This window comes from Hufsiella ginkgonis, assembly GCF_009834915.1.
GTDB classification, from domain to species: Bacteria; Bacteroidota; Bacteroidia; order Sphingobacteriales; family Sphingobacteriaceae; genus Hufsiella; species Hufsiella ginkgonis.
In genome coordinates, this window is sequence record NZ_WVHS01000001.1 from 1,438,410 (window position 1) to 1,462,709 (window position 24,300).

General features: G+C 52.0%; 20 protein-coding genes. 6 read left to right on the forward strand and 14 right to left on the reverse strand.

The window, feature by feature from the left end; translation table 11 throughout:
• Positions 1-16: 16 nt before the first annotated feature.
• The 6 genes from GS398_RS06130 to GS398_RS06155 form a co-directional block, all read right to left on the reverse strand.
• Positions 17-1,606 (reverse strand): sensor histidine kinase, encoded by a 1,590-nt coding sequence (locus tag GS398_RS06130; RefSeq protein ID WP_202405961.1) that lies wholly within the window; start codon positions 1,604-1,606, stop codon positions 17-19.
• A 159-nt stretch (positions 1,607-1,765) separates the two neighbouring features.
• A complete protein-coding gene (locus GS398_RS06135; RefSeq protein ID WP_160905812.1) occupies positions 1,766-2,305 on the reverse strand; it encodes an AAA family ATPase in 540 nt (179 codons plus the stop codon).
• Positions 2,287-2,901, reverse strand: a complete 615-nt coding sequence (pnuC, locus tag GS398_RS06140; protein ID WP_160905813.1) for a nicotinamide riboside transporter PnuC — start codon at positions 2,899-2,901, stop codon at positions 2,287-2,289. Before pnuC ends, GS398_RS06135 begins: the two co-directional genes overlap by 19 nt.
• Positions 2,895-4,940, reverse strand: coding sequence for a M13 family metallopeptidase (locus tag GS398_RS06145; protein WP_160905814.1), 2,046 nt, complete (start codon positions 4,938-4,940; stop codon positions 2,895-2,897). The genes pnuC and GS398_RS06145 overlap by 7 nt, the downstream gene beginning before the upstream one ends.
• 130 nt (positions 4,941-5,070) lie before the next feature.
• A complete protein-coding gene (locus GS398_RS06150; protein WP_160905815.1) occupies positions 5,071-7,539 on the reverse strand; it encodes a ligase-associated DNA damage response DEXH box helicase in 2,469 nt (822 codons plus the stop codon).
• Between the two features lie 2 nt (positions 7,540-7,541).
• Positions 7,542-8,132 (reverse strand): porin family protein, encoded by a 591-nt coding sequence (locus GS398_RS06155; protein WP_160905816.1) that lies wholly within the window; start codon positions 8,130-8,132, stop codon positions 7,542-7,544.
• A gap of 126 nt (positions 8,133-8,258) precedes the next feature.
• Here GS398_RS06155 and GS398_RS06160 point away from each other — a divergent pair, with 126 nt between their 5' ends.
• From GS398_RS06160 to GS398_RS06170, 3 genes are all read left to right on the forward strand, one after another.
• On the forward strand, positions 8,259-8,474 hold the full coding sequence (locus tag GS398_RS06160; RefSeq protein WP_160905817.1) for a hypothetical protein: 216 nt from the start codon (positions 8,259-8,261) through the stop codon (positions 8,472-8,474).
• A 201-nt stretch (positions 8,475-8,675) separates the two neighbouring features.
• A complete protein-coding gene (locus GS398_RS06165) occupies positions 8,676-10,382 on the forward strand; it encodes a S41 family peptidase (RefSeq protein ID WP_160905818.1) in 1,707 nt (568 codons plus the stop codon).
• A gap of 49 nt (positions 10,383-10,431) precedes the next feature.
• Complete coding sequence (locus GS398_RS06170) at positions 10,432-11,394, forward strand: hypothetical protein (RefSeq protein ID WP_160905819.1); 963 nt, start codon at positions 10,432-10,434, stop codon at positions 11,392-11,394.
• Here GS398_RS06170 and GS398_RS06175 read toward each other — a convergent pair.
• The 3 genes from GS398_RS06175 to GS398_RS06185 all read right to left on the reverse strand — a co-directional run bounded on the left by GS398_RS06175 (position 11,369) and on the right by GS398_RS06185 (position 14,183).
• Positions 11,369-11,983 carry a rhomboid family intramembrane serine protease gene (locus tag GS398_RS06175; RefSeq protein ID WP_160905820.1) on the reverse strand — a complete coding sequence of 205 codons (615 nt, stop codon included), beginning with the start codon at positions 11,981-11,983 and terminating at the stop codon, positions 11,369-11,371. The genes GS398_RS06170 and GS398_RS06175 overlap by 26 nt on opposite strands.
• A gap of 6 nt (positions 11,984-11,989) precedes the next feature.
• Positions 11,990-13,729 (reverse strand): M14 family metallopeptidase, encoded by a 1,740-nt coding sequence (locus GS398_RS06180; RefSeq protein WP_160905821.1) that lies wholly within the window; start codon positions 13,727-13,729, stop codon positions 11,990-11,992.
• Between the two features lie 100 nt (positions 13,730-13,829).
• On the reverse strand, positions 13,830-14,183 hold the full coding sequence (locus GS398_RS06185; protein WP_160905822.1) for a helix-turn-helix domain-containing protein: 354 nt from the start codon (positions 14,181-14,183) through the stop codon (positions 13,830-13,832).
• Positions 14,184-14,540: 357 nt separating this feature from the next.
• Here GS398_RS06185 and GS398_RS06190 point away from each other — a divergent pair, with 357 nt between their 5' ends.
• Positions 14,541-14,876, forward strand: coding sequence for a LiaF transmembrane domain-containing protein (locus GS398_RS06190; RefSeq protein WP_160905823.1), 336 nt, complete (start codon positions 14,541-14,543; stop codon positions 14,874-14,876).
• A 6-nt stretch (positions 14,877-14,882) separates the two neighbouring features.
• On the opposite strand, the gene GS398_RS06195 is transcribed toward GS398_RS06190, so the two are convergent.
• From GS398_RS06195 to GS398_RS06205, 3 genes are all read right to left on the reverse strand, one after another.
• Positions 14,883-16,067, reverse strand: a complete 1,185-nt coding sequence (locus GS398_RS06195; protein WP_160905824.1) for an MFS transporter — start codon at positions 16,065-16,067, stop codon at positions 14,883-14,885.
• A gap of 20 nt (positions 16,068-16,087) precedes the next feature.
• On the reverse strand, positions 16,088-17,059 hold the full coding sequence (locus tag GS398_RS06200) for a glycoside hydrolase family 43 protein (protein WP_160905825.1): 972 nt from the start codon (positions 17,057-17,059) through the stop codon (positions 16,088-16,090).
• Positions 17,060-17,154: 95 nt separating this feature from the next.
• The gene (locus GS398_RS06205; RefSeq protein ID WP_160905826.1) at positions 17,155-17,979 is read right to left on the reverse strand and encodes an MBL fold metallo-hydrolase; all 825 of its coding nucleotides are present in this window, start codon (positions 17,977-17,979) and stop codon (positions 17,155-17,157) included.
• A gap of 211 nt (positions 17,980-18,190) precedes the next feature.
• Here GS398_RS06205 and GS398_RS06210 point away from each other — a divergent pair, with 211 nt between their 5' ends.
• Positions 18,191-19,252: an NADH:flavin oxidoreductase/NADH oxidase gene (locus GS398_RS06210; protein ID WP_160905827.1), complete on the forward strand. Its 1,062-nt coding sequence runs from the start codon at positions 18,191-18,193 to the stop codon at positions 19,250-19,252.
• 4 nt (positions 19,253-19,256) lie between these two features.
• Here GS398_RS06210 and GS398_RS06215 read toward each other — a convergent pair whose 3' ends face one another.
• Positions 19,257-21,893, reverse strand: a complete 2,637-nt coding sequence (locus GS398_RS06215) for a TonB-dependent receptor (RefSeq protein ID WP_160905828.1) — start codon at positions 21,891-21,893, stop codon at positions 19,257-19,259.
• A 196-nt stretch (positions 21,894-22,089) separates the two neighbouring features.
• On the opposite strand from GS398_RS06215, the gene GS398_RS06220 reads away from it, so the two are divergent.
• Positions 22,090-22,983 carry an aldo/keto reductase gene (locus GS398_RS06220; RefSeq protein ID WP_160905829.1) on the forward strand — a complete coding sequence of 298 codons (894 nt, stop codon included), beginning with the start codon at positions 22,090-22,092 and terminating at the stop codon, positions 22,981-22,983.
• Between the two features lie 41 nt (positions 22,984-23,024).
• Here GS398_RS06220 and GS398_RS06225 read toward each other — a convergent pair whose 3' ends face one another.
• On the reverse strand, positions 23,025-24,299 hold the full coding sequence (locus tag GS398_RS06225; protein ID WP_160905830.1) for a replication-associated recombination protein A: 1,275 nt from the start codon (positions 24,297-24,299) through the stop codon (positions 23,025-23,027).
• Position 24,300: the final 1 nt, after the last annotated feature.

Consider the following 24,300-nt stretch of genomic DNA (forward strand, 5'->3'; position numbering starts at 1 on the left):
AATTTACAATTTAACGCTACCAGTACATAAGGGTAAGCGACACGAAATAATCATGCGCGGTTTCCTGGATCTCCAGCTGGTGCCGGCCGGGATAAATAAGCTCCAGTCTTTTCTTCACGTTTTCGAGGCCAACGCCAGAGTGTTCCTCTTCCGGGTCGGCCTCGTGCCGCGGGTGTACCGAATTCTGGACCCTGAAGTAAAGCTTTGTATCGTCAAAAGACAGGTTGATCATGATCCACGACGGGCGCAAGTGACTGATGCCATGTTTAAACGCGTTTTCCACGAACGGGATCAGCATCATGGGGGCAATGTGAAGATTATTTACGGGCGGCTGTATATTTACCTGGATGTTAATGCCCTGGCTTTCGTCTATGCGGATGCGCTGGATCTGGATATAGTTATGCAGGTATTCTGTTTCTTTTTCGAGCAGGATGCGGTCGCGGTTATTCTCATGCAGCATAAAGCGCATCATATCGCCCAGCTTCTGGATCCCGTCCGCTGTGCGCTCACTGCCTTCTTTCAGCGCGGCAGTATACAAACTGTTGAGCGCGTTAAACAGGAAATGCGGGTTTACCTGCGACCTCAGCGATGCCAGCTCTGCCGATTTTACCGACACCTTCCGGGCAAGGCTCCTGTTTTCGGCATACATTGATTGGCGCAGGTAGGCTGTCACCAGCGAAGCGACCGAAACACCAACGGCTGACATGATCAGCATTTTCCCGTTGAGATACGCAAACTTGTTTGCGGCGCCACAAAGAGCCAGGCTGCCGGTCAGGCAAATTGCTACGTAACCGGCAAAACTGCCAAACCATTCCGGCGACTGCTTCCGCTCTGCGAAGGGCATGAGCGAGGTGTACAGGATCGACTGCAAAATGACCGTTAAAACGGCCGCACCCATCCAGAAAAACCAGGTCCCTGAGCTGTGGCTCCACAACGCAATGGGAAGCGGTGCCCCTATTGTGGCGAAAATCCCTATCGCGGTAAGCAGCAGAACAAGTAACAGGTAAGCATTATTAAACCCGTCTTCGCTATCTCCAGCCGGGGCTTTAGCAGGCTGAACTTTTTTGATCACCAGGTAGCAGGCCTGCGAAAGCAGCTCGTACACCCCGAACAGGACCAGCAGGGCGATCACGTCGCCCAGCACGGTCTTCTTCCGGTAGAGGGAATACACCACGAAGCCGTCGATCCTTAACAGCCCATGCGCCTGGACGCTAAAACCATGCGAATACCGCACATATTCCCGGAAGGCATAAAATATAAATACCCCTGCAAAGAGCAGCGCAAGCATGGTAACGGTGTATACCAGCCCGTAGGAATCGATCCGCATGTCTTTGATGCGGTCGTAAACATAGAAATGGAAGATGAGCCAGGCGCCGAGCAGCAGCACGGTGGCGGTAATTACCGGGAACATCGCGTTCTGCTCGTGCGAATAATCTTCCAGGTTGGAGAGCACCGTTTTCCAGGGGATATGGTACCGGTAATGCCCGGCGAGCACCAGGTCGTCGAAATCGGCCGCTAGGGTAAACAGCTGCCGCACCATATAAATGATCACAAAGGTACAGACCGCTATCCCTTCTGCGTATTTAAGTTTCTTCAGGTTGTGCATAACGTTTAAGTATGCTTCAAACTTAGGGAACAGCGCAATGTGTTGGGTGCAATTGATGTGAATGGGGCAAAGTATGATGTGAATTGCCGCAAAAGAAAAGGGACTGCCGAACGACCGTCCCTTTTCTTTCTTAAAAACTTAAATTACTTAGTCATTGTATTACGCGCCGGCCCCCGCTTTCCAGGCGTCGATCGCCTGTACGGCGGATAGGAACCGATCATCGCTTAACCCGGAAATGACTTTGTATGTGGCGCCCAACGCCTGCAGTTCGCGGTGCCATACTTCCATAAAATGATCCCTGAGCTGGGGGAAATCGCGGAGCGGGTCGTCTTCCCAGGGCAGGTCGATGTCCATTAGCAGGTAAAGATCGTACGTATGCCGGGGCAGGGCATCCAGCACTTCCCGGGGCGAGCGGCCGAAGATATGGTCGCTCCAGATCTTTACGGTGATGAAGGTAGTGTCGCAGATCAGCAACCCGTTGGCAAGCGGCGCCAGCTCTTTTTCCAGCTGGAGCTGACCGTTAAACATGTTGATCTCATCCTGCCAGGTGCAGGGAGCGGTAAGCTTCCCGCAATACCCGCGCGCAAATTCCGGCACCCAGATAGTTTCGTAATGCCGTGCAAGCAGTGCGGATAAGGTCGATTTTCCTGTTGATTCCGGGCCTACAATGGCGATCTTTTTTACCGTGCCTGTTTCCATGATCTTCTCCAGTCGATGTATCCCAGGGTGGCCGGGCCGAGGAATACGAAGTATAGCAATGCGGTTAAATAGAGGTCCTTGTAAAGGTACAAGGGAATGTAGCAAATGTCGACGATGATCCAGAGCAGCCAGTTTTGCATTACTTTTCGGGTCATGAGGAATTGTGCAACGAAGCTCATCGCGGTACAGAAACCATCGATGTACGGAACCGTTGAATTGGTAAAATGCGCCAGGAAGAGGCCCAGCACCACAGCCAGGAGCAAGATTGCGCCGACGGTGAGCCCCCACTCGCGCGAAGAAAGGCTTGCCACGGGTTTTTGATGCTCCTGTTTCCGCCTGATCCAGAAATACCAGCCGTATACGGCAGTTCCGAAAAAGTATACCTGCAGGAAAGCGTCGCCAAAAAGCCCGTACTGGTAAAAAAGTATCGCGTAGGCGCCTACGCTGAGTATGGAAATGGGCCAGTTAAGAATGTGCTGCTTCGCCGCAAGGTACACACACAGGAAACCGGTAATGGTACCAAACCACTCCAGCAACGAGGTTTGGCGGAACTGGTCGGCGACATGCTGCAGGAAAGACACGGCTGATCCTACCATACCCTCACCCTATCCTTCTCCTCCCGGTACATTTTATCACCCGGCTTAACGCCGAATGCCTTGTAAAATTCGGACATGTTGGAGAGGGGGCCGTTTACGCGGTACATCTCCGGCGAGTGCGGATCCTGGCTGATGCGCATACGCATCAGCTCGTCGCGGTTTTTAATGCGCCACACCTGTGCGAACGAGAGGAAGAAGCGCTGATCGGGCGTGAAGCCGTCGATTTTAGCGCTGCTTTTACCCTGCTCGGTATTCTTAAAGGCCTGGTAGGCGATGGCCAGGCCCCCAATATCCGCGAGGTTTTCGCCTAAGGTGAGGCTGCCATTTACGTGGAGGGTCTTCAGCACCTCGTATTTATTGTATTGGTCGGTCACTACCTGGGCTTTTTGGGTGAACTTGGTGGCATCTTCTTTTGTCCACCAGTCGCGCAGGTTCCCGTCCTTATCGTATTGCCGGCCCTGGTCATCAAAGCCATGGGTCATTTCGTGACCGATCACCGCGCCGATCGCCCCGTAGTTCACCGCATCGTCTGCGTTAAAGTCGAAGAAGGGGAACTGCAGGATCCCGGCCGGGAATACGATCTCGTTAAAGCTCGGGTTATAATAGGCGTTTACGGTTGGCGGGGTCATTCCCCATTCGTTTTTGTCTACCGTCTTGCCGAGTTTGCCGGTCATTTCCGCGTAGTTGTGACGGGAAACCGATTGCATATTTTCGTAATACTTGTCGCGGCTGATCTCTACATCGTCGTATTTCTTCCACTTGTCGGGGTAACCGATCTTTTTGGTAAAGGCATTAAGTTTTTCGAGGGCGCGTTCCTTGGTTTCGGCGCTCATCCAGTCGAGGCCCTCAATGCGCTGGCGGTACACCTCCTGTAAGTTGTCCACCAGCTTTAGCATACGCGCTTTTGCATCGGCAGGGAAGTACTTCTCTACAAAAACCTGGCCCAGCAGCTCGCCGAGGCTGCCGTCTACCTTGTCTACCATTTGTTTCCAGCGTTCCTGCGGCTGTTTCTGGCCGTTCAGCACCTTACCGAAAAAGGCGAACCGCGCATCGCGGAAAGGCTGGCTCAGGTACGGCGCAGCGCTGTTGAGCGCTTCGAAACGAAGTTTGCTCTTCCACACTTCCAGCGGTTGCGAACGGATCAGTTTATCCAGCGCGATATAATACTTCGGCTGGCTAACCAATACGGTATCTGTTTTAACGTCGAGCTTCTTAAATACATTAACGAGGTTCAAACCGGGCACCTGGCGGCTAAATTCGGCGAACGAAAGCTTGTTGTAGTTTTTTACAGGGTCGCGCAGTTCTACCGGGGTGAGGTGCGAGCCGGCGATCTGGGTTTCCAGCTTTAAAATGGCATCGGCCTGGGTAGCGGCTACGGTCGGATTGCTGCCGGTTAACGTGAAAAGCTTTACGATGTAGTTCACATATTCGGCGCGGACCTTTTTAGAGGCAGAGTCCTGTTCGAAATAATATTCCCGGTTGGGCAATCCCAGCCCCCCCTGGGTAAAGTTGATGGCGTTTTTAGTACTGATGCGATCGTCGGGGCCCACGTAAAAATCGAAAAGAAAGCCGTCGCCGTCCTTAAAGCTCGCTGCCGCGAAATCAACCAGCTCGTCGGCGCTCTTTATGGCGTCGATCTTTTCCAGCAGGGGTTTTACCGGGTCATAATTACGTTTATCGATAGCAGCTGTGTCCATGCCGCTGGTATAGAGGTCGCCGATCTTTTGCTCGTTGCTGCCTGCTGCCTGCCCGGCCGAGGAAAGTTCGTCGAGGATCTTGCGCAAATGCTTCTGGTTGTCTTCTTCCAGTACATAAAAGGATCCCCATCCGCTTTGCGATGCCGGGATCTCTGTGTTTTTTAGCCAGGAACCGCTGGCGTACCGGAAGAAGTTCTCGCCGGGGGAAACGGTGGTATCCATCCCGGTTTTGTCGAAGAAGACGGTTCGTGCTGGTTCCCCGGACGACGAATTGCTGCCGTTTTTACAACTGATAGCTAATGCCAGGGAGAGGGCTAAGAGGATGATGTTTGAAAGTTTCATATCGATTTGAGTTGTGGTAAATGTCAGATTTTTAACGTAAAGGGCGCAAAGAGTTTTCGCAAGGCCACAAGTATTTCTTAGCGTACTTAGCGCGGATCTTAGCGCCTCTTGCGTACCTGATCGCCGGCCATTAATCCCACCGTTCATATTTTAACGCCATTTTGGCCACGCGTTCCTCCAGCGTTTCCGTGGTCATTTTTTCGCGCAGCCTGTCAACCATGATGGGGAAGGCAAATGGGGTAGGCCGCTCGCATTCGGTGATCACGATCTTCAGCGTGTTGATCCGCCTCAGCGCTTCCCGCAGCCTGAACTCCTCCAGCTGGAACTGCAGCGCCTCGTTGTATGCCTGCCTTACCAGCACGTTGTCGCTTTCATATTCGCTGAACACGTCGAACAGCAGCGAGGTCGAGGCCTGTAAATGCCTGCTTTTCATTTCCTTGCCGGGAAACCCCGTAAATACCAGTCCCGCTATGTGGGCGATATCCCTGAACCGGCGCCGCGCGAGCTCGATCGCGTTCAGGCTTTGCTGGATGTCTTCGATCAGGTTTTCAGTGGAGAACAGGTCTCCCCTGATGGCTTCTTCGAGGGGGATCTCGTCGTCGGTAAGGAGTTCGAAACCGTAGTCATTCATCGCGATCGAGAAGGTAGCCGGTTTGATCTTCCCGATGCGGTAGGCAAAAAGGGAGCCCATGCCTTCGTGTACCAGTCTCCCGTCGAAGGGGTAGAAGAATACGTGATGCCCGTCGCGCGAGGTAAATTTTTCGACCAGGAATTCGTTGCGCAAAGGTAGGTGTGAAAGCTCGGCCTGCAGGTTAAATAAAGGGCGCAGCGTGGTTACCTCGATATCTTCTTCCAAACCTAGCGCAACCTCGTCAAGCTTTTCGCGAAACATGGCAGATAACTGCGACGATAATGGCATACGCCCGCCCTGCCAGCTGGGGATCCTGCCTTTTTGCTTGGGCGATTTACGTACAAAAGCGGTCATGTCTTTCACCTTCACCAATTCGAGGCTTCTGCCGGCGAACCAGAAATTGTCGCCCACCTTCAGGCTGGAGATAAATCCTTCCTCGATAGAGCCGAGGTAGCCGCCCGAGAGGAACCTGATCCGGATGTTCACGTCGCTTACGATGGTTCCCATGGTAAGCCGGTGACGCATGGCCACACGCCGGCTATTTACCTTGTAAATGCCGTTTTCCACCTCCACTTTCAGGTATTCATCGTAAGCGGAAAGCGTTTTTCCGCCTTTGGTAATGAAGTCGAGTACCTGGTTATAGTCTTTTAGTTCCAGGTCGGCGAAGGCGAAGGTTTTCTTTACTTCCCCGAAGATCTCCGCGGGGCGGAAGCCGTCGGAAACGGCGAGGGTAACCAGGTATTGCATCAGCACGTCCATGGCGAGCAGTATGGGGTCGCGGCTCTCGAAAATTTCGCGTTTGATGGCTTCTTTTAACGCAGCGCCTTCCAGCAGCTCCATGGAGTGGGTAGGTACAAACCACGCCCTCGAGGTAGCGCCGGGGTGGTGCCCGCTGCGGCCTGCCCGCTGCATAAACCGGGAAACGCCTTTGGGACTGCCGATCTGGATCACGGTATCTACCGGTCTGAAGTCGACGCCCAGGTCGAGACTTGAGGTGCATACTACCACTTTAAGCGCTTCGGCATGCAGGGCCTCTTCTACCCAGTTGCGTAGGTGATTGTCGAGCGAACCGTGATGCATGGCCATCACGCCCGCGTATTCCGGGTATTTATCCAGGATGGCCTGGTACCAGATCTCTGATTGGGAGCGGGTATTGGTGAAGATCAGCGTGGTACGGCTTCGTGCAACGATCTCCATTACCTGCGGCAGCAGCTTAATGCCAAGGTGACCGGCCCAGGAGAATTGCTCGATATCGGGCGGAATGACCGATTCGATCACCAGTTTTTTGTCTATATGCGCGCGGATCAGCTTCACCTTCCCAGGAGGTGCATCGGAGCCAAGAAGTACTTCGGCGGCTTGTTCGAGGTTGCCGATGGTGGCGCTGATCCCCCAGATCCGCAGGTTGGAGCTGGCAGGGTCTTTCAGCGCTTTTACGCGCGAAAGGCCCAATTCGAGCTGTACGCCGCGTTTGGTGCCGAGCAGCTCGTGCCACTCGTCGGCCACGATGACCTGTAGTTTGCCGAACAGCTTAGGATATTCCTTTTGTGCCAGCATCAGGTGCAGGCTTTCGGGCGTGGTAAGCAGTACCTCGGTAAGCTTCTTTTTGAGGGCCTGCTTCTCTTTAGCGGGCGTATCGCCGGTTCGGGTGGCAATTTTCCAGGGGAGACCGAGGTCGTCGGCCACAGACTGCATCGCTTTGCGAATGTCGTTGGTAAGCGCACGCAGCGGGGTGATCCACAGCATCAGCAAGCCATTGTCTTCGCGGGTCTGGTACGTATCGGGATACCTGTCAATGTAGTCGGCCAGGAAAGGAAGGAACAGGGCAAAGGTTTTCCCGCTCCCGGTAGGTGCGTTTAACAGGCCGGAGTAACCCGCTAAAAAAGCAATTTCCATCTCTTTTTGAAATGGAAACTGCTCCCAGCGCCTGGTTTCGAACCACGCGGAAATGATCTGCTGACCCCTGGTCACATCTACAGGATCTTATAGCCCAGGCTGATATGCCACAAGTTTGATTTTTGTTCGTACTGGTCGCTCTTGTTCAGGTTGCTCACACCCACCTCGTAGCGTACATCGAACGTAAGTTTCGAAATATCGATCCCTGCGCCGCCCTGTACGCCCCAGGCATTGTCTTTATAATCGCGGAAATTCTTTACATTCTGTGAAGCGGTAGCGACCGGCTCATCCTTATTCACTACGAAAGAAATGATCGGCCCTGCCATAAAACGTACGTTTACCGGTCCTACCCCTACCTTGCTTCCAAGCAGGATGGGCAGATCCAGCGTGGTAAAGCTGATCTTTTCGTCGCCGGTAACTACGCCGGAGGCGCTGGGGAATTTACCACCCTTGGAGCCAAGATAGAGCTCTGGCTGCAGGTAAACGCCTGCCGCACCTACCCGGGCAAAAACACCCACCTGGTAACCGAGACGATTTTCTTCCTCGGCGAGGTCGCTTTTCAGCTCTGCAATGTTCAGCCCGGCCTTTAGACCGAAGTTAAACGATTGTGCGAACGAAGCCGTCCCCGCGACGAGGAATAAGGCGCTGAATAAAATGATCTTTTTCATGATTCTTAGTTTAGTAATAATGGTTGAAGGTATATAACCGATCAGATCCGAAAATGTTGTTCAGGCGATTTAATCGGCATTGCAAAGAAAAGCCTTTAATTGTTACTTTTGTCGCAAATAAATTGTATGTCAGAACTCAGTATCAGCGCCGCAGACTGGAATCGCCTGAAGTTGAAAGTACAGCGCAAATATAATCACCTTACCGAGGAAGACCTTTCTTTCGAACCCGGGCAAGAGGAAAAACTCATCAGCCACCTGATGCAGCGCATAAAACGAAACCGCGAATACGTTGTTTTTACCTTGAAAAAAGGGCTGGCTAACATCGGGACGAACCGGTTGTAGTCATAGTAGCCAGTGATCAGTTGCCGGTGATCAGTTCCATAGGTAAGCTAAGCGGTTGACTGTCACAATAATGAAAGCTGCGCTCTCATCATAAAACACTATTTTAGGCGTTAAGTAAAACTGGTGCCCGGAAACTGATCGCCGATAAACGATGTAAGCGCTAAGCAGGAACTGATCACCTACAACTGATTACTGAAACTCATGAAAACATTCACCTTAAAAAGGATCGTCCTCGGCACCTGCCTGGTAGCGGGCATCGGTTCATTTGCTTTCCGCGAAGACCTGTTCCTGGTATCCAAGAACCTGGAGATCTTTGCCTCGGTTTACAAGGAGCTGAACATTAACTATGTAGACGATATTAACCCGGCCGCCGCCATGAAAACCGGTATTGATGCCATGCTGGACGAGCTGGACCCATATACTGAGTTCGTGCAGGAATCAGATATCGAGGATTATCGCATGAAATACGTGAGTACGCAGTACGGCGGCATCGGTGCAACGGTGGCTAACCGCGATGGGAAGGTGATCATTACCGATCCGTACGAGGGTTTTCCTGCGCAGAAGGCGGACGTAAGGGCCGGCGACGAGATCATCCAGATCAACGGCATCCCGATGAAAGGCAAGAACGGCGACCAGGTGAGCTCGCTGCTGAAAGGCTCGAAAAGCACGAATATCAAGTTGCTGATCAACCGCCCGGGCGAGCCGAAGCCCATCGAAAAGAATTTACTGCGTGAGGAGATCACGCAGCTGAACGTTCCTTATTCAGGAATGCTGGCCAATAATATCGGGTACATCAAACTCGACAAGTTTCTAGAGAACTCCGCGCAGGAAGTAAAAGACGCTTTTTTAAAGATCAAAAAGAACAATCCTTCCGGGATGGTGCTCGACCTTCGCAATAACGGCGGAGGTATCGTACAGGAAGCCCTTAAGATCGTAAACCTTTTCGTGGGCCGCGACGTGCTGGTGGTAACTCAAAAAGGCAGGAATGCAGAGAAAACGATCGCTTACCGTACAGTCGCCGAGGCTATTGACGCCGAGATCCCGCTGATCGTTCTGGTGAACAGCCGCGCCGCATCGGCATCCGAGATCGTGGCGGGCTCGCTGCAGGACCTGGACAGGGCGGTGATCATCGGCCAGCGAAGCTTCGGCAAGGGCCTGGTGCAGCAAACCTTTAACCTGCCTTACAACAGCCTGGTAAAAGTAACGGTGGCTAAGTACTATACGCCTTCTGGCAGGTGTATCCAGGCGCTTGATTATACACACCGCACGGCGGAAGGCAACGTAGAAAAAGTGGCCGACTCGCTGATCACCGAATATAAGACACGCATCGGCAGGTCGGTATATGATGGCAGCGGGATCTTCCCGGACATGTTCATCAAGCCCATCAAATATAGCCTGATCACGCAAACGCTGGTGAATAAGAACCTCATTTTCGATTACGCTACAAAATACCGCAGCACCAAACCCACCATCGCCGACGCAAAAACTTTCAGCTTATCGGATGCCGATTACGCGGATTTTGTAAGCTACTTATCCGATAAGGATTACAACTATAAAACAGCCTCAGAGCGGGTTATGGACATCTTAAAGGCAGAGGCCGAAAAGGAAAAGAAACTTGCCGAGATCAAACCGGAGTACGATGCCCTGAAAAATAAAGTATCATACAGCAAGAAGAACGACCTTACCCAGTTCAAGACAGAGATTAAGAGAATGCTGGAAGGCGAAATCGTAAGTCGTTACTACTTCCAGAAGGGACGCACAGAATACAACTTCCGCGAAGACGAGGACCTGAATGCGGCCATCAAACTGATCGGTAACAAAACGACCCTGGCCTCCATCCTGAAAGGCGAGGGAACGTATAAAACGATCGGAAAGCCGGGAGAGGACTTTTCGGCAAACTCTAACTGATAATCTGTACTATCAAAGCGTTATACGTTATCGTATAACGTAAACCCATATGCCCTACAATCCCTTCCCGCGCCTCGATTTTAACGACCGTACCTGTTTTCTTTCCGGCGACACTTCAGATATTACGCGTTTAACGGTGTTCCCGCAATGGATCCTGGATGCTTACCAGTTAACCGGTAAGCCTTTTAAGCTGCTGGACGAGAGCATGGTTACGTACGATGGTATTTCCGTGCCTTGTTCGCCCGGCACGCTGCTCTCTTTAACCGCGCTGGAGAACCGGATCGAAGATGCGTTTAACGGCGGGTACGGGCAGGTGAAGGAGCTTTCGCAGGAGGAGCTTTTCCACTGGATCGGCAAGATGGTGTACGGGATCATGTACCACGAGATCCGTACCGGTATGCGGCAGCAGGCGATGATGGGCGAGCGGATGAACTTTTCGCAATCGCTGGTACATAAGTTCAGCCACTTCCTGCTGATGCTTCAATCGGTAATCCAGCCGGTGGTGTTTGAAGGGGTACTGCCGTGGACGGTCCTGGTTTTCCCGGTAGAGAATGAGCCGGCTGCGTTTAATTACCGCGACGAGATCAACACGCTTACCTTCTCACTGAGCATGAAAAACTTCGGGATCATCGCTTGCCTGCAGGATAATGGCGCAAATGCGGCCTACCACGAAGAGATCCTGCAAAAGGTAGCCGGCCAAACCCTGCAGCCGATCCAGTTCGAGGAGCTTTGTGCACGTTTCTTTTATTCATCGTACCTCTTTAACCGGCTGCCGGAATATACGGTATTAACCATGCCTGAAGCCACTTACGTGGAGGCGATGCCGTTACGGGGGATCAGTAATAAGCCCTTATTTGATGCCTGGCAGGTGAAGGTTTACGGGCAGGTGCTCGAAAACTTCTGGAAGCCATGGGGCTATTTGCTGCTGGAAATCATAAAAGATCCCGAACACCCCATGAGTTTCCTGCTGGATGAGTATGGGGATTTCAGGAGGTCAGGCCTACCTCGTTAAGGAAATGCGGCACCACGCCCGGCTGGAACATGATGGTGATGATGATCCCTGCAACGGCGCCGTAAAAGTGCGCGTCATGATTGATGCGGCTTTCTTTATTGGCGGCGTAGGCGCTGTACACCAGGTATAAGGGACCGAATATATAGCCGGGGATGTTGATTCCCGGCAGGAATATGAGCCCGATCCCTGTTTTGGGCGCGAAGAGAATATAGCTGAAGATCACTGCCGATACCGCTCCCGAAGCTCCCAGGCTGTTGTAGCCGTAATTATCCTTATGTTTTACGATGGTGCCGATATCGCTTAACGCGAGGCTGGCTATATATAGAGCGCCGAACTGCCAGTGGCCCAGCTCCAGCTCCAGCGGGAATGCAAATGTAAAAGCGATCATGTTAAACACCAGGTGCATCATGTCCAGGTGGATAAGCCCGCTGGTAATGATCGAGTAAACGCGTTCATTCCGGCTTACCGAATACGGGTTAAGCATGAATTTATGGTAGATCTCATCGTTGTAGAAGGCATACAGGCTGGTGGCGATGGTAACCAGGAAAATAAAGGAAGCGACCGGTGTTTCGGTAAGGTATTGTTCCATTGCAGGTTAGTAAAGGTTGAGGCCGGCAACCGAGGCCAGCCTTCCGACCGGGTAGCGCATAGCGGTTTTTTCGGAATATACGGAATTTTGGTAGATAAACTCCAGTTGCGCATCGGCACTGTTAGCCAGCGCGGGGTTTTTCGCTTTCTCGTCTTCCAGCTTCTGGCGGAGCGCTGCGTCTGATTTTAACAGGGCTGCTGCTACATCTTCAAATACATAGTCCGAGTAATGTTCTTTTCTTCCCAGGATGGGGTCGAAAAAGTTCCAGGTGAAATACGAATCGCCGCCTTGCGGCTCGAGACATTCTACGATGTAGCGGTTGCCGGGTTGATTCACCATCACCACGTAATCGCCTTTATAAAAAGTTACCCGTTGTTTGGTGGTAGTAAGCTGTAAGCCGTTGTGGGTATAATGCCCTTCAAAGGGACGGGCGGCTGTTTTATAATCGCCGACCAGGTACATGTCCGCGTCGATGGCAGTGGTGGCGGTTAGCCGCTTAAGCGCGATGCCGTTCAGCTTAAGCAGCCTGATCACTTTTTCCCATGATTGGGGGATGACGTACGCGAGCGGTTTTTCCACAGACAGGGCTGGCTCGAAATGGTCCCAGACTTTGATTTTTCGTTCGAAAGGACTGTTCCGGTCGTAATAAAGACGCTGGAGACCGCTTACGTCGCTCGGTTTATGTTTCGCCTCGAATCCCTTGAAGCTAAACTCGGTTACGGTATTCCTGTCTAGCTTCCAGTTGAGCGGGAACGTGGTTTGTGTGCTTACCTGCTCATCCGCCCTGCGTTTGTTCTCGCCTATAAGCGCAGCGTCGCGTTTCACCACGGCGATCATATGCTCCATAAACGTGTAGGTGCCCTGTACCCGCTTGTCGAAGGATTTGAGCATGTGTGTTTCCGGCATAAAGCCGATGCAGTTATGCAGCGCGGCATACCCGGTGCTGTAGCGCTGTGTTTCGAGAAAGCCGGTGATGCCGGATTCAGGGGTTTCGCCCACGCTGTTCACGTAAGGAGTGAGCTCGAACCCGGAGCTTTTCATTTTATCGTACAGGTAAGGCACGAGGGTACCGGTCATGTACCCGGATAAGATCGGGTTCAGTTTATCCTTTTGTGTAGGGATAAGCGTCATGATATACTGGTAGTCAGACCCATTGCTGGTATGATTGTCTATAAAGATCTCAGGTTTCCAGGCGTTAAATAATGCCTGGAAAGACAGGGAATTCTTCGAGTCAGTTTTAATAAAGTCCCGGTTGAGGTCCAGGTTTTGGTAGTTGCCCCTGAAGCCATAGCTTACCGGGCCGTTCTGGTTCACGCGGGAAAGGCCGCGGTTAAGGCAACCGTCTATGTTATAAACCGGCACGATACAGATCACCAGGTTATCCGGTAGCTTGTTGCCTTCCAGCAGGTCGCGGGTTAGCATCATGGTAGCGTCTATGCCTTCCGGTTCGCCCGGGTGGATCCCGTTGTTAATAAAGAGTATTCTTTTGCCTTGCTTTTTAAGGGTTGCTGCGTCGAAGATTTTATTTCGTGAGAGCACCACCAGGTGAAGCGGCTCCCCGATGTCGGTTTGGCCCCCGGTGAAGAGCTTCATCTGGTCATATTTCTTATCCAGGGCGGTGTAGTAGCTCATCACCTGGCTGTAAGTGGCTGTTTCGGTTTTATTGCTCAACTCGTACGGTGTTTTCTGCGCATACACCGCGATCGCCGAAAACGTAAGGAACGTGACCAGTAAAAGGACCTTCATATGGATTGGGATTCATGATTGATCCTGCAAATTAAGAATTAATTATCCTTAACCGGTAGTGAGCGACTGTAAGAATAAGCAGATCAGGCAATGAAAATACCTATTTAGCCGCCGAGCGTATCACCCTGATGAGTTTGTTATTCATTTTTATGATCCTGCTGTTCTGTTCTTTCATAACGGCCAGTTTGTCGAGCAGCTGGTCGCGGAAAGAGATGGCGCCGGCAATTGCGGGCAGCTTAGTTGGCGGGGGCTGCATCTCGTTTGCCTGGAAAAAATCCAGGATGCTGATCTGGTACACCTCGCACAGCGACCTCAAACGGCTCAGCGTGAGCTCTACCTGGTTGTTTTCCCATGCCATGTAAGCGTTTCGGCTAACTCTCAAAAGATCGGCTACATGCTGTTGGGTATACCCGTTTTGTACCCTTAATTTTCGAATGATGTTTCCTGCGTCCATATAATCTTATTAATTAATTATTTGAATATATATTAAAAATATTAATGCATCCAAACGGTATAGCATGAAAATGTAAATATGACAAGCTACGCTTGGCATTAAATTATTGCTATAGTTAATTAATGAAATGTGTTAGGTTAATGTTAACTAATTAGTCGCACGTTGGTATAAAATTTACACAGGAAACGGCCCGGGAGAAATTACCGGCGATTGATAGAAGAATATCGTGCCGGTTAACACGTGCGGGAAAGTTCACCGGTTTTGCAGGTATGTTCACCGATCCGTGTCCGGCGGTCGCCAGTTTAGCCTTCCCATGGGGAGCGGGCGCATATATATTTGAATCATAATCTTTAACACATGAACGCTTTACACCATAACGCACAGTCGGGCAGGTCAATGACCGGGATGGTCCTCGTAGCTGCCGGTTCTTTATTATTGGCTTTCCATTTGGGAATGTCCATTCCATCGTTCCTGATCAGCTGGCCTATGCTGCTCATCGCTGCGGGGCTGGTAAGCGGCGCGAAACACGGTTTCCGGAAACCTAATGCCTGGTTTGCCATCGGCATCGGCGCGTTCTTTTTATTGAAAAAGTTCTTTTTCCTTTGGCTCAGCTTTTCTATGCTTTGGCCGGTGACGCTGATCGGGGTAGGGGTATGGTTGGTGGTATCGACGGGTGGGAAAGCAGTAAATTAATGACCTTTACAGGCCCGGTTGCGCGGTAGTTTTACCCGGGTACTTCACCACCAAATACCCCAACGCCGCTCCTCCGCCCCCTGCAACCACCCAAAGGATCACCGGTATCATCGTTACATCCGTAGTAAACAGCGCTCCCGCAAGCAGCGCGCCTAACCCGATCCCGGCTTCCAGCGCAATATACATCGTGGCCATCGCCTTGCCGCGGTACTGCGGATCACCCAGGTCGCTGGTCCAGGCGCTTACGGCGGGCGACATCATGCCTGATGAGATGCCGTAAATGGCTCCGCCCGCCAGCAGTACGGTCCCGGATCCGGCAAGGCCGATGACGAGCAAAGCCATCACCATGATCAGTAATGAGATCTTGAGAATGAGCACGCGGCCGTAGCGGTCGGAATACTTCCCGGTGAGGAAGCGGATAACGATGGACGCGATGGTGAACACCACATAAAATAAGCCTTTGTTCTTTACGCCCAGGCTGGCGCCCCAACCTGGAATAACGGTAAGCAGCGCGCCGTATGCAAGGTAAGCGAGCAGCGTAACGATGGCTGCGGGCAGCACACGCTTCTCGAAAATATCGCCGCTCCGTATATTGAGCAGGGATAAACGGAACCGCTGTGTGAGGGGGAGCGTTTCTTTCATCCGCCAGATAATTAAAATGGAGAGTAACGCAAACAGCGATGAGCAGTAGAACAGTGCGTTGATAGACCAGTAAGCGGTGATCCCGCTCCCGATAGCCGGGCCGATGGCCAGCCCCGTGCTGAAAAACAAGCCGTGAATGCCCATCGCCTCTCCCCACCTGCTCTGCGGTACGATATCAGCCACATATGCGGCGGTGGCGGTGGGTTTAAAACCGGTGGAGAACCCATGGATCAGCCGCAGGAAGAGAAACCCTGCCACGCCGCTCATCACCGGGTACAGGATGCCGCACACCATGCACACCAGCGAGCCGATGGCCATTACAGGCACCCGCCCGATGGTATCGGTGAGCTTGCCGCTAAAAGGACGCGAGATCCCGGCTGTAAGCGTAAACAGGGCGATGATGAGACCCTTGTATTCCGGGCCGCCCAGGCTATCGAGGTATCCCGGTAGCTCCGGGATAAGCATGTTGAAACTTGCGGAGAACAGGAACGAGCTGGTGCACAGTAATACGAAATGACTATTGCGTAGGGAATAGGATGGGATTGACATCAAAGCGGTTTACCCCCAGGCTACTTCACCTTGCTGGCCGTTACACCTTCTTTAGTGATCTTTACCGGCAGGATCAACCCGTTGCCGTCGAATTCCATGAGATCTATACAGGTTTCGCGGTTGTTGGCTTTTGTTTCACCCAGCGGCCGGCGATGATATACCATGTACCACCTGTCTTTACCGGGAACATGTATTACCGAGTGGTGGCCGGCCCCGGTTGCGATCTTAGGATCCTGCTGCAGCACGGTACCGATCCGTTTAAATGGCCCGAACGGCGAATCGGCCATGGCATAAGCTACCTTGTAGTTGGGGCCGGTCCAGCCGCCCTCCGACCACATAAAATAGTACTTGCCATTGCGGACGAACATAAACGGCCCTTCCACGTAATCCTGGGGCGTAATTTCTTTAAACGTATTGCCGTCGGGGAAGGGAATAAAACCGGTGAAATCATCTTTTAAGCGGGCAATGTTGCAGTGTTTCCAGCCGCCATAGATCAGGTAATATTTTCCGTCCTGGTCCTTAAATACGAACTGGTCGATGGGCTGCGCACCGTTGTGGAACTTATCGATGAGCGGTTTGCCCAGGTAATCTTTAAACGGCCCGCCGGGACGTTTGGAAACGGCTACGCCGATGCCGCCGCCTCCATCTTTCTGAATGTCGTTCGCCCCGAAAAACAGGAAGTACTTGCTGCCCTTTTTAATGACGGAAGGCGCCCACATGGCTTTTTTGGCCCACTTTACGCCGCTTGTATCCAGCACCCGGGGGTGTTTGGTCCAGGTAACCAGGTCTTTTGATGAAAATGCGTCCATAAAAACCTGTTCCTCGTAACGTGCCGAATACGTGGGATAGATCCAGTATTCCTTGCCGAACAGGATTCCTTCCGGGTCGGCATACCAGCCGGGAAATACCGGGTTGCCGGATCTTTTCTCCGGTGTTTGTGCGGTTGCCTGGTTTGCTATGATCATGCAGCAGGTGAGGAGGAGGAGTTTCATGGTTGTAAGTTATCAGTTGTCAGTGTCAGTTTCAAGTGTGGAAATCGATTTAGCCATGGGATCGGAGCTGATGACTCACAACCGATCCCTGCCGCTTAAAACAACGATCCCTGGAGCACTTGTCGTATACTATATTCGCTTTCGTGTAATTGTGTATTCCCGATCCTTAATACGGGTGTTTCTTCGTACCGCGATGCCACGGTGATCTTTGTCCCGTTGGCGTGACGTGTAAATAATTCATGGACGAGCCCGGGGCAATTATTGTCTTTTGAAAGATGTGCCAGCAGCAGGTGCGTCATATGTGCGGGCTTATGTGCCAGGAAAAGCTCAAGCGCCTGCCGGTTTGATAAATGTCCTTTGCCACCGCGTATCCGTGCCTTCAGGTGGTATGGGTAACGGCCTTTTTCGAGCATCTCCTCGTCGTAATTTGCTTCCAGGAAAGCGGCGTGGCATTGTTTAAAATGCAGCACGAGGTGCTCGCATGCCGCGCCGATATCGGTAAACACCCCGATGGTAATTCCGTTGCTGCTCACCACAAAGCTGTGCGGCTCTGAGGCGTCGTGGAATTTCGGGAACGCGGTGATCAGCAGTTCCCCGATCCTCACAGGCTCGTAAGCGCGAAAAGCGAACACCAGCTCATCCTGTAGGGTCTGCCCGCCGCGCTGCAGCGTGCCCGGTGTGATGTATACCGGGAGGCGGTATTTTTTTGCCAGTACCGGGAGGCCGCGGATGTGGTCGCTGTGCTCGTGGGAGATAAAGATCGCCCGCACTTTCTTCATGGAAAGTCCCAGGCGCTCCATCCTCTTTTCGGTCTCTTTGCAGGAGATCCCGGCATCCACCAGCACCGCATCCAGTTCATTACCAATGTAATAACAGTTGCCGTTGCTTCCGGAATTCAGGGAGGTGATAAAAAGTGACATGGACTTACAAAGAAACCATATTTTACCTGAAAACAGGTTCAAAAAGCGTATAAAAAGGTAGTGGCGTTTTTTTTGAAACCGTTTACGGGAAAGCCGCTGAAAAGTCATCACGGATTTGATGGATAAGCGCCGATACCGCAAATTCTGACATTCCCACAACTTCTTACTTCCCGATAAGCCCGTACTTTGTAGCGAACCAAGTAACCGCCCTATGTCAAAACTATTCGAGCCCCTGGCTATCCGTTCAGTAGAGTTAAAGAACCGCATCGTGGTTTCGCCCATGTGCCAATATTCCAGCGAAGATGGATTTGCCAACGACTGGCATCTCGTGCATCTTGGCAGCCGTGCCGTTGGCGGCGCAGCGCTAATTATCACGGAGGCAGCGGCTGTTTCCCCTGAAGGGCGCATCAGTGCCCGGGATCTTGGGATCTGGAAGGATGCCCATATAGAAAATCTTAAACGCATTACCGCTTTTATAGATGCCAACGGTGCTGTTGCCGGGATCCAGCTCGCGCACGCAGGACGGAAGGCGAGCGTGGCGCGTCCCTGGGAGGGCGGTAAACCCGTGCCGGTATCGCAGGGCGGATGGCAGCCGGTAGCGCCAAGCCCGGTACCGTTTTACGATAACGACGCGGCCCCGCATGAGTTAACGCCCGGTGAGATTAAAGAAGTGACCAGGCAGTTTGCAGCGGCCGCGCGCAGGTCGCTCGAAGCTGGGTTCCGCGTGATCGAGCTCCACGCAGCTCATGGTTACCTGGTCCACCAGTTCCTGTCGCCGCTGGCAAATTTCCGGAAGGACGAATATGGCGGGAGCTTCGAAAACAGGACCCGGTTGCTGCTCGGCATTTGTGACGCCGTGCGTACGGAATGGCCGGAAAGTCTTCCTCTTTTCGTTCGCGTATCTGCTACCGACTGGGCCGAAGGGGGATGGACCCTGGAGGAATCTACCCGGCTGGCTGCCCTCTTAAAAGAAAAAGGTGTAGACCTGATCGATAGTTCATCGGGCGGACTGACCCGGCACCAGCAAATAAAAACAGGACCGGGTTACCAGGTGCCTTTTGCGGCAGCGATCCGGGAAGGCGCAGGAATAAAAACCGGGGCAGTGGGCCTTATTACCAGTGCAGAGCAGGCAGAACAGGTCCTGGAAGATGGGCTCGCAGACCTTATTTTACTCGCGCGCGAGTTTTTACGGGATGCCTATTTCCCGTTCCATGCGGCAAACCTACTCGACCACGATTTAAAATGGCCGGTGCAATACGAGCGGGCGAAGTAGCGGGTTAACGCCGGCCCCCGAACCTGTTCAGCTGCATATTCAGTCCCACGACCACGTAACGGGTAATGTATTTCGAGTTGTTCTCGATAATGGAGTTGCCTGAAATAATGCGGGAAAGGTTGCTGCCCTGGTTCAGGATGTCGTTTACCTGTACATTGAAGCTGCCCATGTCATTTTTTAAGAATGAACGTGACGCCGAAGCATTAATCATAAGCGGGTTATTATTTTGAACGCCCCGGTAGCCGCTCGTGATCGATTTGGATGCATTTGAGCTCACATTGAATTTTTTTACCCGCAGGTTCACGTTCGAGCTGAACTGCCAGCCGGTGATGCGCGTTTCCGGCCGGGTGCCCAGCGTGTAGGTGTTCATGTTATTGCTGTAACGGGCAGAGACTCCGCCGCTAAATGTTTTTGTGAACACGTTGGTAGACAGGGATTGGCCGATATTTAAGCCTTTCGAGAAATTCTTCACATTGTCGGACAACGAAATTTGTTTGGCATATGACAAGTTTCCCGTAAGACCGATGCTGTATTTTTTGCCGGCAATTTTGTAAGGGATGCTCAGGGAGTAGTTCGACCCTACGTTATAAGCGCCGTTCACGTTTTCGTACCTGGTTTCCTGTTTCAGGCTGTTGAGCGTGTCTTTCCGGAGTATCGTATTGCTAACGATCTGGTTTTGCGTGGTTCCGCCGTTCAGTGAAATTGAGAACGTATTGCCCTTCTTAATATTGGTATGCCGGTAGTTTACGCCTCCCCGGTGACTGAATGCCACCTTCAGGTCGGGGTTTCCCACGATCACATTCTGAAGGCTCCGGGTATCGCGCACCGGCTGCAGCTGGTAAACAGAAGGGGCCTGGCTGCTGCCGCTGTAATCCGCCGAAAATGTGGTAGCGGTAGACGCCAGGTAGCTCATGTTAATGCTGGGCGAAAAGTTATTGCTGGTATTTTTTACTTTCCCGGGACGGTTAGAGTACTCGCCGTTTACTACGCCCGGGCTCAGCCGGATCCCGGCGGTGGCATTAAACTTTTTACCGCCGATGCGGTAAGAGAGATTTATCCGGTGAGAGATATTGGAAGTATTGCTGAAATTGCTCAGCGAATCCACCTTTTGCAGCGGCTTTAACCCGGCGATTACACCGGTGTTGAGGTCGTTCTTGTTTTTGTTCCCGTTAAAACCATAAGAGAAGTCGACAGACATTTTTTTGTTAATTGGCTGGCTGAAGGAAAAGTTCATCCCGCCGCTTAGCGAACGGTTATTGTTGTCGATAACCCGGTGGAGGATAGAATCTTTGGCCGGCAACCCTTGCTCATTATAATAGCGGATGTTATCGTTCACATCCTGGTCGCCGGCGCCCCTGTTAGCGTTTATCGAAAAGTTTAGTGAAAATACCCGGCCTTTCTTGCCGATTTTGTGGCCCACTGTCATCCCGAGTCCGAAACCCCGGTTATCGTTCTGGTTGGCGTTTATCGATTCGAGGTCCTGGTGGATCACACCTGATTGCGCCGAACGCGTCAGGAAGTTGGCCGTATTGTCCGAAAAATTAAATGACGGACTGAGACTGAGCATGGTTTTTTTTCCCCGGTAGTTGAGACCGAGGTTGGCGGAATGGTTATTGTTCTTCGATTCTGAATTATTCCCGCTCCGGTTAAATATGGTCCCCAGTGTGTTTACCGTTTCTATATAGGTGTCGTTGCTGCTGGCGTTGCGGCCATTTCCGAAGTTGTAGTTTGCCTGGATATTAAGATTTTTCCCCCAGTTATCAGCATAGTTGACGCCGATATTGCCAGAAGTATTGGTACCCACGGAATTATTGGCGGTGTTGTAACCTGAGCTGGCGGCGATCTGCCTGTCGGTACGCCAATAGTTCCCGTTTACCGACGCGCCGTAGCGATCGTCTGTACCGCCGGTTAGGGAGCCGTTACCAAATGTGCCGCGGTCCATGCCCGGTTTCGTTACCAGGTTAAGCATTTTACGCGGCTGCCCGTTCCTGATCCCGGTGAATGCCGCTTCGTCACCATAATCGTCAATTACCTGGAGCTTGGCAAACATGTCTGCAGGAAGCTGTCTGATAAAATCTGTTACGTTTCCGCTAAAAAAGTTCTTCCCGTTAACGCGCAAAAAAGTGATGTTCTCGCCGTCCGACTTAATGTTACCGTTCTCATCCACTTCCAGGCCCGGGAATTGCCGCAGTAAGTCGATCACCTTATCGCGGTCCGTGACACTAAATGCCCGGGGATCATATTCAATGGTATCACGTTTATAGGTGACGGCTTGTACGGGGGCTTCGATTTTTACTTCGGTTAACAGCCGCGAAGCGGGACGCAGTACCACCGGCGGTATCTCCATTTCGCTTTGGCCGGCATCCGGCGTATAGGCTCCCTGGAAGGGAAAATAACCCAGGTAGTTCACCATTAAGGTAAACGTACCCGGTTTCAGGTTAATATGGTAAGCGCCGTCGGCGTCGGTTGCCGAGCGGACCGTATCTTTCCCGCTGATAATACGAACGGATGCCCCGTCTATCCGGGTACCCGCCGTATCCTGCACCACCCCTTTAACGGTAAATAACGCCTGGGCTGCTGCCTGCCCGGCGCATAACATCACCAATAGAAATAAGGCGAATGCTGGGTGTTTCCTGGTCATTATTAACTGGCAAGATCGGGAGAACGAATATAACTAATTATTTAGTTGTACGTTTTTTTGTTTTCACGGCATTATACGGCAGATTATCTTTTTATGTATAATCCATAAATGCGATACTTGTAACTCGGAGCTGCCGGTAATTGATTACCGGTAACTGATAACTGATCACTGACAACTGATAACTGACAACTCAACAATGGAAAAGATCTACCTCAGCGATTCCGGACCGAAAGTGTCGCCCGCCGTTTATGGCTTTTACCGGTGGAACGAACCGATGGAAAATCGTGCCGCTGCCATGGAGCGCATTATCAACCTTTGCCTTGAACTTGGCATTAACACGTTCGATCATTCCGAGATCTACGGCGGGTACCAATGTGAAGAACTTTTTGGGGAAGTAATCAGCCAAAGATCCTTCAGGAGAGAGGACCTGGTGTTATTCACAAAATGTGGATTAGTGGTCCCAAATCCCGGCAAGCCTGAGGTACGGGTAAAACACTATAATACATCGGCCAGCCACATCCTCCAGAGTGTGGATAACTCGCTGAGGAAGCTGCGGACGGACTATATCGACATTTTCCTGCTGGATAGCCTGGACCCGGTTTCTAACCTCGAAGAAACGGCGCTGGCTTTATCGCAATTAAAGCGATCTGGCAAGATCCGGAATATCGGTGTGGCGAATTTCCGGGTTTTTCAACACCAGCTGCTGGCTTCGTACCTGCAGGTGCCGATCGTAACCAACCACATCGAGCTGAATCTGCTCAATACTTCCGCACTCGATAACGGGCAGATGGACTACATCAAGCAACGGTATATGCGCCCGCTTGCCGCATCGCCGCTTGCCGCCGGCCGGATCGCCAACGGGCAGGATATACAAGCGGTAAGGGTGCGCGAAAAGCTGACGGAGATCGGGTTGAAATATGAAGCAGACATGGAATCCATCGCGATCGCATGGCTGGTAAAACTGGGTGCGCTGCCGTTGATCGGTACTACCAATGAACAGCGGATCCGGAATATTGCGAACTCCTTTTCGATCGATCTCGATCTGCAGGATTGGTATGAGCTGTACCACGCATCAAAAGGAACAGAATAGTCTTCGCGCTATTTGCGAAAAAAGAGTGCTTAACTCCCGGGTTAATACCCGTATTTTTCCTTCCAGAGAAATTTAAGACGTTCGCGGAGCTTCTGTTCCGCAGCGTTATTGCCGGGGTCGTACAACTTTTTCCCGCTGACCTTTTCGGGCATAAATTCCTGTTGAACAAAGTTGTTTTCGTAGGAATGGGCATATTTGTAGTCCTTCCCGTAACCGATATTTTTCATCAGTTTGGTAGGCGCGTTGCGGATATGCAGGGGAACGGGCAGGTCGCCGGTTTCGGCTACGAGTGCCTGTGCGTTTGCGATGGCCTCGTAACTGGCATTGCTTTTTGCCGATGAGGCGAGATAGGTTACCGCTTGCGATAAAATGATGCGCGATTCGGGCCAGCCGATCAGGTTCACCGCCTGGAAACAATTGGTGGCCAACAGAAGGGCGTTGGGGTTGGCGTTGCCGATGTCTTCGGAGGCGAGAATCACCAGTCGCCGGGCAATAAATAACGGATCTTCCCCCCCGGCAATCATCCTGGCCAACCAGTAAACTGCCGCGTTGGGGTCGCTTCCGCGAATAGATTTGATGAAAGCGGAAATAATATCGTAGTGCTGCTCGCCGGCTTTATCATAGATCGCCATGTTTTGCTGAACCTGCTGCAGCACCAGTTCGTTGGTAAGCGACTGGCTGCCGACGGCGTTCACTACCAGCTCCAGGATGTTCAGCAGTTTCCGGCCGTCCCCGCCCGATAATCTTAGCAGCGCTTCGTGTTCTTTTATAATGATGCCGCGATCTTTGAGGTACTCATCGGTCTGCAGGGCATGCTGCATGAGCGCGACCAGCTCTTCTTCCGTAAGATGCTGCAGGATATATACCTGGCACCGCGAAAGTAACGCCGAGATCACCTCGAAGGAGGGGTTTTCCGTGGTGGCGCCGATGAGCGTCACCAGGCCACGCTCCACCGCTCCCAGCAGCGAGTCCTGCTGGGATTTTGAGAAGCGGTGAATTTCGTCGATAAATAATATAGGCAGCTTTTGCCCGAACTCCTTTAGCTTCGCTGCTTTTTCGATCACGTCGCGTACGTCTTTCACACCCGAATTGATCGCGCTAAGGCTGAAAAAGGGACGGTCGAGCTGCCGCGAAATGATAAACGCCAGGGTAGTTTTCCCCACGCCTGGCGGGCCCCATAAAATAAGCGATGGAAGGTTGCCGCTTTCTATGGCGCGCCTTAAAACGGCTCCCTTACCCACCAGGTGCTGCTGCCCGAAATACCCGTCGAGACCCGTGGGGCGCATTCGTTCGGCAAGAGGAGGCAGGGTCGGCATG